The organism is Colwellia sp. 6M3, from assembly GCF_014077595.1.
In the GTDB taxonomy this organism is placed as follows: Bacteria; Pseudomonadota; Gammaproteobacteria; order Enterobacterales; family Alteromonadaceae; genus Cognaticolwellia.
Map to the genome: position 1 here is coordinate 1 of NZ_JACGWF010000100.1, position 13,603 is coordinate 13,603.

The following is a 13,603-nucleotide window of genomic DNA, read 5'->3' on the forward strand; positions in this document are numbered from 1 at the left end:
TTGCACTACAATGCAAGCGATATAAATTATCGTTTTTAGGTTGATTTTTTTAGAGTAAAAGTTCTGTTAGTAACAACTAACTTAGTAGTGCTTTTTGATTTTGGTTTTTGTAAAACGCAACGGTTATTTTCATTTATTTTTTAGCACTAAATTATTTTAAGTTAATTTTTGTGTTTTATATGACTAAAGGTAATAAAAAATATAATGACGTTATTTATCAGTAGCTTGTGTTTTTGGTTTGATTATTGAACACATGAATTGACGAGTGATTATTTTATCAACGCATTATGTTTATCTTTAGTACGAGTGCAGAAATAAGCATGATATTCAGGCGGCGATGGGGTCTTAAACTGCTTTTATAAAGAAAATCTGATAATTGACGTTTTTTTGTCCAGATAACCGCCTGAGATGTACTTTTTACCAATATTTTTACTTTATAGTTAATTTGAACATTATCCAGATGTGCTCAAACTTAATAGCTTCTTTAGCCAATAAAGGAAATTAAATCTAACGGTGCAGCAATTATGTGATCAGCCTGCCACGATTGACAATTTTCATCACTGAGAATATATCCCCACTGGGCAACAAAAGTGGTCATTTTTGCACTATTGCCAGCTTGAATATCACGTAAAGCGTCTCCAACATAAAAGCATTGCTGATGATCAACACTCATTTGTTTGCAGGCATATAAAATTGGCGCTGGATCAGGCTTGCGTTTTGTTAACGTGTCACCCGCAACCATAACAGCACATTGACTAAATTCAGGGTAGTGTGGCAATAGCAGTTTAGTTAGCCCTTCAGGTTTGTTGGTGACAATCCCCCAAGGTATTTCATTAGTTTCTAAATGCTGTAGTAATTCTGCTACCCCTGAATAAAGGCAAGTATGCACGGCAATATTTTCTTGGTAGTAATCGAGGAATTGTTTACGTAGTACTTCATAATCGTACTGCTTTATAGCATCACCAAAGCCAAGATTTAGTAAGCCTAAAGCACCATCTGATGCGATAGGTCGATAATCTTGTGCTGCCACTTGTGGTTTACCGTACTGCGATAACACATGATTTAAAGCAGCGCCTAAATCATCTGCTGTATCTAATAATGTACCGTCTAGGTCAAAAAGTACGCTGGCTATATTTTTGGTGTTATGAGTTGAAAGCATAGTATCTCTTTGGATTAAGGTTGACTTGAAGGGATGTTCGCGTTGAGAACAGTTTGTCAACGCGATGATGGCTATTAAAGATTAAACGCGTTGACAACAAAGAATATAGTTAACATCTAATGATGAGATTAACTTATGATTTTCAGTAAAAGGATTATAATGAATACCAGCAGCATCAATACATTTTAAGTCAAATGACTCAGCCCAAGCAATTAACGTTGAGGGGCGAATAAAGCTTTTATGATCATGTGTTCCATCGGGTACCAATTTGAATATTTTCTCTGCAGCCACGATAGCCAGTAAATAAGCTTTCAAAGATTTATTCAATGTTGAGAAAAAAACAAAACCACCTGGCTTAACCATTTGTGCACAGGCACTGATGATTGATTCAGGATCAGGCACATGTTCTAGCATTTCCATACAGGTAACTACATCATAATGTTGTGGTTGCTGCTGAGCTTTTTCTTCTGCAGTTATTTTTTGATAGTCAACATTAACACCTGTTTCCAAAGCATGTAGCTTGGCAACATTTAACGGCTCTTGGCCCATGTCTATCCCGGTAACTTCTGCACCAAGTTGCGCTAAGCTTTCAGCTAAAATTCCACCTCCGCAACCAACATCAATTATTTTTTTAGCAAATATATCGCCAACATGCTGACAAATAAACTGACGGCGAAGCGGGTTTATTTGATGTAATGGCTTAAAATCACCATCTAGTTCCCACCATTGGCTGGCAACTTGTTCAAACTTTGCAATTTCGTCGGGGTTAACATTTAAGTTGTTAGACATAGATATTTATCATTGTTGGTTTACTTATATTTCAGATTCTAAACCAATATTTACGACAAGCCTAGTAGCAAGATGAATTCACTGTAAATAAAGCTTTTATCTTTGTTTAAATAGCTTGAGCCAATTTATATAACCGTAAAGTACTGGTTTAATGTTGACTAAATAGTACCGATAAAACGATGTTGATAGCTTAAATTGTCACTTAAAAATGACATGTGATTAAAATGCATACAGCTATCCACATCAAGCTGATCTGTATGTAATAATAATTCAACAAATACCTTTTAAATCATATCTGTATTGTATAAACACTTTATATCTAGCATTTACTTGAAACTTTAGCTTTTTAACGGCAGAATTAAGCAAAATAAAGCGGTAGGGCATGAGAAATATTTATGCTAGTATGCCGTGTTAATTAAAAATAATAATTTCGAAATTTTCTGAATTAGATTTACGTTAAGGGATACCATCAATTTATGACCGATTTGGCGAATAATATTGCTCCTGTCAATATTGAGGATGAGCTAAAAAGCTCCTATTTAGATTACGCAATGAGCGTTATCGTAGGTCGTGCACTACCAGATGTGCGTGATGGATTAAAACCAGTGCATCGTCGCGTACTTTTTGCGATGAATGTTTTAGGTAACGACTTTAATAAGCCGTATAAAAAGTCAGCACGTGTTGTTGGTGATGTAATAGGTAAGTATCACCCGCATGGTGATACGGCTGTGTACGATACAATTGTACGTATGGCCCAAGACTTCTCATTACGCTATATGCTGGTTGATGGTCAAGGTAACTTTGGTTCTGTTGATGGTGATTCAGCAGCAGCAATGCGTTATACCGAAATTAGAATGTCGAAAATCGCTCATTCAATTTTAGCCGACTTAGATAAAGAAACTGTTGATTACGTGCCTAACTACGACGGTACGGAAATGATACCAGCAGTTATGCCAACACGTATTCCTAACCTTTTGGTTAATGGTACTTCTGGTATTGCCGTTGGTATGGCGACAAACATTCCACCACATAACCTTACAGAGGTTATTAATGGCTGTTTAGCGGTAATAGAGAATGGCGATATAAGCTTTGAAGAGCTTTTAGAGTTAATTCCAGGACCTGATTTCCCAACTGCGGGTATTATCAGTGGTCGTGCTGGTATACAAGAAGCTTATCTTACCGGTCGTGGTAAAATTAAAATTCGTGCGCGCGCTAGAATTGAAGTCGATGAAAAATCGGGTAAAGAAACAATTGTAGTGTTCGAATTGCCTTATCAAGTTAACAAAGCCCGTTTGATTGAAAAAATGGCTGACTTGGTAAAAGAAAAACGCTTAGAAGGCATTTCTGCCTTACGTGATGAGTCTGATAAAGACGGTATGCGTATGGTAATTGAAGTGAAACGTGGTGAAGTAGGCGAGGTTATTTTAAATAACTTGTATAAGCTTACCCAAATGCAAGTTTCGTTTGGTTTGAATATGGTGGCATTAACTAACGGCCAACCTAAATTATTCAGCTTACGTGAAATGCTTGATGCCTTTATATTGCATCGCCGTGAAGTAGTAACACGTAGAACAATCTTTGAATTACGTAAAGCACGTGAACGCGCGCATTTACTTGAAGGTTTGTCGATAGCGCTTTCTAATATTGACCCGATTATCGCGTTAATTAAGAACTCACCAACACCTAGTGAAGCGAAAGAGCAATTACTCGCACAAGGTTGGGACTTAGGTCTGGTTTCTGACATGCTAGCTGCTGCTGGTGATGATGCCGCTCGCCCTGAATGGGTAGAAGAAGAGTTTGGTATTCGTGATGGACAATATTTCTTAACACCACCACAAGCGCAAGCTATTCTAGATTTACGTTTACATAAGTTAACAGGTCTAGAACACGAAAAAATCTTAAGTGAATACAAAGCATTATTAGAAGTTATTGCTGAATTACTTCATATTTTAGCGACACCTGCACGTTTAATGGAAGTTATTCGTGAAGAGCTGGAAGCTATTCGTGATGAATTTGGTGATGAGCGTCGTACTGAAATTACAAATGCTTCACATGATTTATCAATGGAAGACTTAATCACTGAAGAAGATGTAGTGGTTACACTTTCACATGAAGGTTATGTTAAGTATCAAATATTAAGTGATTACCAAGCACAACGACGTGGTGGTAAAGGTAAAGCCGCAACTAAGATGAAAGAAGAAGATTTCATTGAGCGTTTACTTATTGCTAATACCCACGATACCATTTTATGTTTCTCAGACCGCGGTAAACTTTATTGGTTGAAAGTATTCCAGTTACCTTTAGCTAGTAGAACAGCACGTGGACGACCAATAGTAAATATTTTACCGCTTGAAGAGGGTGAACGTATTACTGCTATTTTACCGGTACGTGAATATGAAGAAGATAAATTTATAATCATGGCTACTGCTTCTGGTACTGTTAAGAAAACTGCTTTAACAGCTTATAAAAACCAACGAGCTAACGGTATTATTGCCTTAAACTTGCGTGATGACGATACCTTAATTGGTGTTGATATTACCGATGGTGAGAATGACATTATGTTGTTCTCAGATGCAGGTAAAGTTGTACGTTTTAACGAAAAGAGACGCGACAGCGAAACAGGCGAAATAAAAGTTGACCCAGAAACGGGTGAGCAATTATGGGCTTTAAAACCTATTGGACGTACAGGTACCGGTGTTCGTGGTATTAAGTTAGAGGGCGATCAGAAGGTTGTATCTTTAATTGTACCGAAAAACGATGGACCAATATTAACCATTACTGAAAATGGTTACGGTAAGCGCACAGCGTTGGATGAATACCCTGCGAAAAGTCGAGCGACTAAAGGTGTTGTTTCAATTAAAGTAAGCGAACGTAACGGGCCAGTAGTTGGTGCAGTTCAAGTTGAAGAACAAGACGAAATAATGTTGATCACCGATAACGGTACGCTAGTTCGTACTCGTGTTGGCGAAGTTAGCGTTATTGGTCGTAATACTCAAGGTGTTCGTATTATTCGTACTATTGAAGGGGAACATGTTGTTGCCTTACAACGTATTGATGAAATTGAAGAAGTTGAAACTTACGAACTAGACGAGAATGGTGAGCCTATGTTGACTCAAGCAGTAGAGGGTGAGCAAGTTGATACACCTGAATCTAGCGAGAGTGAAGGTGAAGATTCAGCACTCGATAATGACGATACTCAAGAGTAACCGTTATTAATTTAAGGAAGGCGGTTATTACCGCCTTTTTTTATGAGTAAAATTTGATATAAAAGTTATATCAAAGTTGATTTTTGAATTGATGATAACGATTAAACAGGTATGCTAGTGACCTTAAAATTTTCATTGAAACAACGAAAGTCGTTGTTTCAATACAAGGCATAAAATTTAATTAATGAGATTAACTTTTCTCGTAAGAGTTTACTCATTTTAATTACTATCGGGCGATAAGATAAATTAAAGAAAGGTGAAGTATTAGATGTCTACTGTTTACAATTTTTGCGCAGGCCCTGCAATGTTGCCTGTTGATGTGATGAAAAAAGCGCAAAATGAATTTTTGAATTTTGCCGGTACTGGTAGCTCCGTGATGGAATTGAGTCACCGAAGTAAAGAGTTTATTACGGTTGCGGATAAAGCCGAAGCCGACTTACGCACCTTAATGTCGATTCCAGACAATTATAAAGTATTATTTTGCCATGGCGGTGGACGCGGTCAGTTTTCTGCTGTGGCGTTAAACCTATTAGGCGATAATAAATGTGCCGATTATATCGTAACGGGTGCTTGGTCTAAGTCAGCAGCTGAAGAGGCAAGCCATTATGGCAATATAAATGTTATCAATGTAGTGGATAATATTAATGGTACTCAAAGCGTAAAAGCCAGCACTGAATGGCCGATGAGTAAAGATGCTGCTTATGTACATTATTGCCCAAATGAAACCGTCGATGGAATCGAGATTTTTGACGTTCCTAACACCGGTGATATTCCATTAATAGCAGATATGTCATCAACTATTTTATCCCGTGAATTTGATGTAAGTAAGTTTGGTTTAATCTACGCAGGTGCGCAAAAAAATATTGGACCTTCTGGTTTAACGCTAGTTATTGTGCGTGATGACTTGCTGGGTAATGCTCATATAGATACACCTTCTATTATGAATTACCAAGTATTGGCTGATAACGGTTCAATGTATAACACCCCTCCAACGTATGCATGGTATTTAGCAGGGTTAGTTTTTGACTGGTTACTCGCTAAAGGTGGTGTTAGTGCCATAGCGGATATTAATCAACAAAAAGCACAGTTACTTTATCAATATATTGATCAAAGCACTTTTTATACAAACTCCATTGTTCCCACAAATAGAAGTTTGATGAATATTCCTTTTTGGTTAACTGATGACAGTTTGTCTGCTGATTTTGTCAAGCAGGCTGAATCACAAGGTTTAACTGCACTTAAAGGTCATCGTATGGTGGGCGGAATGCGTGCCAGTATTTATAACGCTATGCCAATAGAGGGCGTACAAGCGTTAATTGATTTTATGAAAAAATTTGCAGCAGAGGCTAAATAACATGGAACAACTAACACTAGATCCGATTGATAAAATTAATGGTGAAATATTCTTACCAGGTTCAAAGAGCTTATCTAATCGTGCATTGTTAATAGCAGCGCTTGCTAAGGGTGAAACTAAAATCACCAACTTGTTAGTCAGTGACGACATTAACTATATGTTAGCGGCACTAAAAACTTTAGGTGTTCAATTTACCTTAAGCGAATGTGGCACAGAGTGCACCGTTATCGGTAATAATGGCTTTTTTAATACTAGCGAGTCACTGGAGTTATATCTTGGTAATGCGGGCACCGCTATGCGTCCACTATGTGCTGCACTTGCCGCAAGCAAAGGTGACTTTGTATTAACTGGCGAGCCAAGAATGAAAGAAAGACCTATTGGTCATTTAGTCGATGCATTAGCCCAGCTCAATGCAGATATTGAATACATGGAAAACAAAGATTACCCGCCAGTAAAAATTAAAGGTAAAGAGCTAACTGGCAGTACAGTCAGCATTGATGGTTCAATTTCAAGTCAGTTTTTAACCGCTATTTTGATGGTATCTCCATTACTCAAAACTGATACTAACATAGAGATTGAAGGTGAATTAGTTTCTAAGCCTTATATTGATATTACGTTAGATATTATGGCTAGATTTGGTGTCACAGTAGAAAATAACGATTATCAATCTTTTACTGTTAAAGGCAATCAGTCTTATCAAGCGGTTGATAAATATATGGTAGAGGGCGATGCATCGTCTGCATCATACTTCTTAGCTGCTGGTGCAATTAAAGGTGGAGAAATCACGGTTCACGGGGTTGGTAAGTTAAGTGTACAGGGTGATAAGCACTTTGCTGATGTACTTGAGAAAATGGGCGCAGAAGTTATTTGGAATGACGAGTCTATTACGGTCATTGGTAAGCCACTTACCGCTGTTGATATGGATATGAACCATATTCCAGATGCTGCTATGACTATTGCAACAACGGCGCTTTTTGCTACTGGCACAACCACCATTCGAAATATCTACAATTGGCGAGTGAAAGAAACAGACCGTTTAACGGCTATGGCAACAGAGTTAAGAAAAGTCGGCGCTGAAGTTGTTGAGGGCGAAGATTATATTTCAATAACCCCACCAGCAGTTTTGAAACATGCAGAAATTGATACTTATAATGATCATCGAGTGGCTATGTGTTTTTCGCTTGTTGCATTAAGTGACACACCGGTAACCATAAATGATCCAAAATGTACGGCTAAAACATTTCCTGATTATTTTGAAAAGTTATCGACGGTTTCATTTTAAAAAATGTTACATAATAATTTATAACGCGATTTTGAACTGTAAATCCCGTATAATGCCGCCGATTTTCGACTTTAGGAGATAAATAAATGCAGGAAAGCATTCCAGTCATCACTATAGATGGTCCTAGTGGTGCCGGTAAAGGAACAGTAGCCCGTATTGTTGCAGAGCAACTCGGTTGGCACTTATTGGATAGTGGCGCAATTTATCGCGTTTTAGCTGTTGCAGCCCAACACCACAATATTAGTGTTGAAGATGAAGAGTCATTGTTGCCAGTAGCAGCACACCTTGATGTTCAGTTTCAAATATCTACTGTAGGTGAAGGTAGCGTTATTTTAGAAGGCGAAGATGTTTCAAACGCCATACGCACAGAAGAAATTGGTGCGCTAGCATCAAAAGTAGCCGCGTTTCCACGTGTTCGAGAAGCATTATTGAGACGCCAACGTGCTTTCAAGGTTACACCTGGCTTAGTTGCCGATGGTCGTGACATGGGTACCGTTGTATTTGCTGATGCACCCGTTAAAGTTTTTCTAACGGCCAGTGCAGAAGAAAGAGCACAAAGAAGATTTAATCAGTTGAAAGGCAAGGGCTTTGATGTTAAAATCGGGCGCCTTTTGGATGACATACGTCTAAGAGATGAGCGAGATCAAAACCGCAAGGTGGCGCCGCTTGTCCCTGCAGAAGGTGCATTAATTGTTGATTCTACTGAACTTTCTATTGAAGAAGTGGTTGGTAAAATCCTTTCATTTAGTAATGAAAAATTAATGTAAGCTGAAAATTAACCTTATGCCTACTGTACGGATGCACTGGGCAATTATTTAATTACCCCATGAAACAATGACGTTGACTGGATTAATAACTGAGTTTATATATAAGTTATGACTGAAAATTTTGCACAACTTTTTGAAGAAAGTTTAAAAACAATCGAAACACGCCCTGGTTCAATCATCAAAGGGACTGTAGTTGCCATCACAAAAGACAACGTTTTAGTAGACGCTGGCTTAAAATCTGAATCTGTTATTTCAATTGACCAATTCAAAAGCCTTACGGGTGAAGTTGAAGTGTCTGTTGGTGATGAAGTAGATGTGTCACTTAAAGCTACAGATGATGGTTTCGGTGAAACTATTCTATCTCGTGATGACGCAAAACGTCATGAAGCATGGCAAGTGCTTGAAAAAGCTTATGAAGAAAAAGAAACTATTATCGGTGTTATCAACGGTAAAGTTAAAGGTGGTTTCACAGTTGAAGTTAGCAATATTCGTGCTTTCTTACCTGGTTCATTAGTAGATGTACGTCCTATTCGTGACACTACTCACCTTGAAGGTAAAGATTTAGAATTTAAAGTTATTAAGCTTGATCAAAAGCGTAATAACGTTGTTGTATCTCGTCGTGCTGTTATCGAATCAGAAAGCAGTGTTGAACGTGATGAACTTCTTGCTTCTCTTGCTGAAGGCATTGAAGTTAAAGGTATTGTTAAGAACCTTACTGACTACGGTGCATTCGTAGATTTAGGCGGCATTGACGGTCTACTTCACATTACAGATATGGCTTGGAAACGTGTTAAGCACCCAAGCGAAATCGTAAATGTTGGTGATGAAATTCAAGTTAAAGTATTGAAATTCGATCGTGAACGTACTCGTGTTTCATTAGGTATGAAGCAGTTAGGCGAAGATCCATGGGTTGCTATCGCTAAACGTTACCCTGAAGGCGCTAAGCTTACAGGTCGCGTAACTAACTTAACTGACTACGGTTGTTTCGTTGAGATCCAAGAAGGCGTTGAAGGTCTTGTTCACGTTTCTGAAATGGATTGGACTAACAAAAACATCCACCCATCTAAAGTTGTTAACTTAGGTGACACAGTTGAAGTTATGGTTCTAGAGATTGACGAAGAACGTCGTCGTATTTCTCTTGGTCTTAAGCAATGTATCCCGAACCCTTGGGAAGAGTTTGCTAAGAACTTCAACAAAGGTGATAAAGTATCAGGTAAGATCAAGTCAATCACTGACTTTGGTATCTTTATTGGTCTTGACGGCGGTATTGACGGTCTTGTTCACTTATCTGACATTTCATGGGCTGGCGGTGAAGAAGCTGTTCGTGAATACAAGAAAGGTGATGAAATCTCAGCTGTAGTACTTCAAGTTGACCCTGAGCGTGAACGTATTTCTTTAGGTGTTAAACAAACTGAAGATGATCCGTTTAATCAATACCTTGCAGATAACAAAAAAGGTGCTATTGTTACAGGTAAGGTTATTGAAGTAGATGCTAAAGGCGCTAAAATTGAATTAGCCGAAGGCGTTGAAGGTTACCTTCGTGTTGCTGATATTTCACGTGAACGTATTGAAGATGCGACTACTGAATTATCTGTTGATGACAGCGTTGAAACTAAGTTTGTTGGTGTTGATCGTAAGAACCGCACTATCAGCTTATCAATCAAAGCTAAAGATCAAGCAGACGAGCGTGAAGCGATGGATACATTGAACCAAGCTCCAGAAGAAGATTCTGGTCTAAGTGCAATGGCTGAAGCGTTTAAAAACGCTAAACTTTAATTCATAGCAATACCAAGTGAAGAAGAACTGCATTTAAGCAGTTCTTCTTAAATGTTTAAATCCGATGGCGCGAAGCTATAGTGAACACTGGAGGTCAAATGACCAAATCAGAACTCATTGAAAGATTAGCAGATAAATTAAATCATTTAGCTGCGAAAGATGTTGAACAAGCTATTAAAGAAATTCTTGAAATGATGGCGCATACCTTGTCAAAAGGTGAGCGTATTGAAATTAGAGGTTTTGGCAGTTTTTCGTTGCATTATCGTGCTCCTCGCGTAGGACGGAATCCTAAAACTGGCGAGTCTGTAGAACTTGACGGAAAATATGTTCCACATTTTAAACCTGGTAAAGAATTACGTGAAAGAGTAAATCTTTCAATCGCGTAATTGCAGAATTAATGAATAAACGGCATGCTATGAGCATGCCTTTTTTTTGTGTTGCTTTGGATGAACTACTATGCGTCTTTATATTACCGTTATACTATTTCTTATTTTACTTGCCGTCGCGTTTATTTTTGGTAGTCAAAATGATCAAATGCTTACGCTAAATTATTTGATTGCAAAAACAAATATCTCTGTTGCCACAGCCGTTGGACTATTTACCGCAATCGGTTTTGTTCTAGGCTTATTATTTGTTTTATTTTGGAAGCTATTGAGTATGGTTAAACCCAATAAAAAAAATCAAACGTTAACAAGTAAGAAGTCTTAGTATGCTAGGATTATTATTCTTATTGTTACCTGTTGCTATGGGGTACGGTTGGTTTATGGGGCGCAACAGCGTTAAACAAAACAATCATTCTGCAACGCAAGAACTCTCTATAAAATACTCTACAGGACTAAATTACTTATTTTCAAATCAACAAGATAAAGCGATTGACTATCTTCTTGAAGCATTGAAAGTAGAAGATGATACTGTTGAAGCTCACTTTGCCATGGCAAACCTCTTTAGGCGCCGTGGAGAGCTTGATAGAGCATTAAAAGTACATGAACATTTAGTACGCCAAAAGCACTTACCTAACAGTGCGAAACAACAAGCTGTGTTTGAGCTTGCAAAAGATTTTCTCAGTGCTGGTCTTTACGATCGTGCTGAAGATATGTTCCATAAGTTATTAAAATCTAAAATCTACGGTTTAAAGTCTTTAACTTCTTTAATGCAGATTTATCAATCTACCAAAGACTGGAAGCAAGGTATTGCACTTAAAAAAGCCATTGCTAAAACCCGTGATACCAAACTTTTACACACGTTAGCAAATTTTTATTGTGAACTTGCGACCATAGCTTTAGCTAAAGATGAATTTATCGAAGTTATTGAGCTTCTAGATAATGCCTTAAGTCATGATCCAAACTCTTCTCGTGCAAATTGGTTGATGGCGCAAATTTATGAAAACCACCAACAGTACGAAGAAGCATGCCAATGCTACAAAGCTATCTATGAACAAGACAAAGAGTTTTTTCCTGACGTAATTGAGAAAATGTTTACTTGTTATCAGGCACTTAATGCTGAGAAAGAGTTTTTCAAATTTATTAGAAAAGTTTACGAAGAAACGGGTAGTACTAGTGCGTTAATTAAGTACTTATCTCATATTGAGCAAGCAAAAGGCGGCAGCCACGCAAAAACTTTTATATTAACTGCGTTAAAGCGTCGACCGACCATTCGTGGTTTCAAACATTTTGTAAAAATGCAAATGGGTGATAACCAATCTGAAAATACAGCAGATAACCTTGAAGTCATTCGTGAGCTAGTTACAGCCTACTTAAATGTTAAGCACCGCTATAGCTGTAGAACTTGTGGTTTTAACTCAAGTACTCACTATTGGTCATGTCCTTCTTGTCATGACTGGGAGCAGTTGAAACCTATTCGTGGATTAGATGGTGAATAACTCAGCTAAATAATCACATAGCTGTATTAATAAATTATATAAAGCCTGTTTTCTGCAGGCTTTTTGACGCAAAGAGCGTTGTATTATTAAAAATTAATTATTGAGGAAAAGCGCATGAGAGATGCAAAAGTTGTCGTAGCCTTAGATTTTGATAACAAAGATGAGGCATTATCTTTCGTAGACAAAATTCAACCGAGTGATTGCCGCTTAAAAGTTGGCAAAGAAATGTTTACTCATTTTGGTCCTGATTTTGTAAAAGCACTGGTAGAACGTGGTTTTGATGTTTTTCTTGATTTAAAATTTCATGATATTCCCAATACGGTTGCTAAGGCGGTTGCTGCCTCTGCAGAACTAGGAGTGTGGATGGTTAATGTACATGCTTCTGGTGGCCTTAAAATGATGGAAAAGGCAAAAGAAGCCTTATTACCTTACGGAGACAAAGCACCGCTTTTAATTGCGGTTACTGTGTTAACGAGTATGGGAGAAGAGGATCTTGCGGGTATAGGCATAACTAAGTCTCCGGCTGAGCACGTAAAACACTTAGCTTCGTTAACTAAGCAAGCAGGTTTAGACGGCGTAGTTTGTTCAGCAATGGAAGCGGAGTCATTAAAACAACTGCTAGGTAAAGAGTTTAAGCTTGTTACACCTGGTATTCGCCCAGAAGGGAGTAATGCAGACGATCAAAAGCGCATTATGACGCCTCGTCAAGCCGTAGATGTTGGTGTTGATTACTTAGTTATTGGCCGACCAATCACCAAAGCTGCAAACCCACATGCCGTATTACAAGAAATTAACCATTCAATTAGTTAGGATCAACTAGCAAATAGAACTTTATATGCGCTTAATTTGACAAATCTCGACAAGACTTCTAAACCTAATGCAGTGAATTATTATCTACGATAATTCACTTATAAGGAAATTAACTCTATTTAGAAGGAAAGTTACATGAAAAATAACATCTATTACGCTCTTATAATTTTATTTACAGTATTATCAATGCCACTGCGTGCTGCTGGGTTTGACGAAGTTGCAGCGGTTGTATCTACTACAGAAGTTCATGTGGTTGATATCAATCTTGCTGATATTGAAACCCTAGCTTTGTTAAAAGGTGTTGGAGAAAAAAGAGCCAAAGCAATCGTCGCTTATCGTGAATCAAATGGACAATTTAATTCTGTTGATGATTTACTTAATGTTAAAGGCGTGGGAGAGCATACATTACAACTAAATAAAGGAAGAATTAAGTTGTAATCTTAGTAGCTTTGCGACATTAGTTATGTAAATCATTGCTACTTTTTTCATGAATTAAGTGTAACTAGGAAATAATATAAATTTTATTTCCTGAATTAATTGGTTATTACTTTAAAAAGTAGATTTATAAAGCGTCAGTCAAT

Annotated in this window: 12 protein-coding genes; 10 read left to right on the plus strand and 2 right to left on the minus strand. The window is 37.7% G+C overall.

What is annotated here, in order from left to right:
- Positions 1–484 precede the first annotated feature (484 nt).
- Together H4J50_RS16310 and ubiG are read right to left on the minus strand one after the other, a co-directional pair.
- On the minus strand, positions 485–1,159 hold the full coding sequence (locus H4J50_RS16310; RefSeq protein ID WP_182257371.1) for an HAD family hydrolase: 675 nt from the start codon (positions 1,157–1,159) through the stop codon (positions 485–487).
- 81 nt (positions 1,160–1,240) lie between these two features.
- Positions 1,241–1,948, minus strand: a complete 708-nt coding sequence (ubiG, locus tag H4J50_RS16315) for a bifunctional 2-polyprenyl-6-hydroxyphenol methylase/3-demethylubiquinol 3-O-methyltransferase UbiG (RefSeq protein ID WP_182257372.1) — start codon at positions 1,946–1,948, stop codon at positions 1,241–1,243.
- 476 nt (positions 1,949–2,424) lie between these two features.
- Here ubiG and gyrA point away from each other — a divergent pair, with 476 nt between their 5' ends.
- The 10 genes from gyrA (at position 2,425) to H4J50_RS16365 (ending at position 13,460) form a co-directional block, all read left to right on the plus strand.
- Positions 2,425–5,154, plus strand: a complete 2,730-nt coding sequence (gyrA, locus tag H4J50_RS16320; RefSeq protein WP_182257373.1) for a DNA topoisomerase (ATP-hydrolyzing) subunit A — start codon at positions 2,425–2,427, stop codon at positions 5,152–5,154.
- A gap of 268 nt (positions 5,155–5,422) precedes the next feature.
- Positions 5,423–6,508, plus strand: a complete 1,086-nt coding sequence (gene serC / locus H4J50_RS16325; protein ID WP_182257374.1) for a 3-phosphoserine/phosphohydroxythreonine transaminase — start codon at positions 5,423–5,425, stop codon at positions 6,506–6,508.
- A gap of 1 nt (position 6,509) precedes the next feature.
- Positions 6,510–7,790 (plus strand): 3-phosphoshikimate 1-carboxyvinyltransferase, encoded by a 1,281-nt coding sequence (gene aroA, locus H4J50_RS16330; protein ID WP_108456169.1) that lies wholly within the window; start codon positions 6,510–6,512, stop codon positions 7,788–7,790.
- A gap of 86 nt (positions 7,791–7,876) precedes the next feature.
- Entirely contained in the window at positions 7,877–8,557 is a 681-nt protein-coding gene (gene cmk / locus H4J50_RS16335; protein WP_108456168.1) for a (d)CMP kinase, read from the plus strand.
- Positions 8,558–8,665: 108 nt separating this feature from the next.
- The gene (gene rpsA, locus H4J50_RS16340; RefSeq protein ID WP_085303692.1) at positions 8,666–10,333 is read left to right on the plus strand and encodes a 30S ribosomal protein S1; all 1,668 of its coding nucleotides are present in this window, start codon (positions 8,666–8,668) and stop codon (positions 10,331–10,333) included.
- A gap of 98 nt (positions 10,334–10,431) precedes the next feature.
- Positions 10,432–10,719 (plus strand): integration host factor subunit beta, encoded by a 288-nt coding sequence (ihfB, locus tag H4J50_RS16345; protein WP_077286743.1) that lies wholly within the window; start codon positions 10,432–10,434, stop codon positions 10,717–10,719.
- A 70-nt stretch (positions 10,720–10,789) separates the two neighbouring features.
- Entirely contained in the window at positions 10,790–11,041 is a 252-nt protein-coding gene (locus H4J50_RS16350; protein ID WP_108456167.1) for a lipopolysaccharide assembly protein LapA domain-containing protein, read from the plus strand.
- A 1-nt stretch (position 11,042) separates the two neighbouring features.
- Positions 11,043–12,212 (plus strand): lipopolysaccharide assembly protein LapB, encoded by a 1,170-nt coding sequence (gene lapB, locus H4J50_RS16355; RefSeq protein WP_182257375.1) that lies wholly within the window; start codon positions 11,043–11,045, stop codon positions 12,210–12,212.
- Between the two features lie 114 nt (positions 12,213–12,326).
- Positions 12,327–13,022 carry an orotidine-5'-phosphate decarboxylase gene (pyrF, locus tag H4J50_RS16360; protein ID WP_108456165.1) on the plus strand — a complete coding sequence of 232 codons (696 nt, stop codon included), beginning with the start codon at positions 12,327–12,329 and terminating at the stop codon, positions 13,020–13,022.
- Positions 13,023–13,157: 135 nt separating this feature from the next.
- Positions 13,158–13,460 carry a ComEA family DNA-binding protein gene (locus H4J50_RS16365; RefSeq protein ID WP_182257376.1) on the plus strand — a complete coding sequence of 101 codons (303 nt, stop codon included), beginning with the start codon at positions 13,158–13,160 and terminating at the stop codon, positions 13,458–13,460.
- The last annotated feature ends 143 nt before the right edge of the window (positions 13,461–13,603 follow it).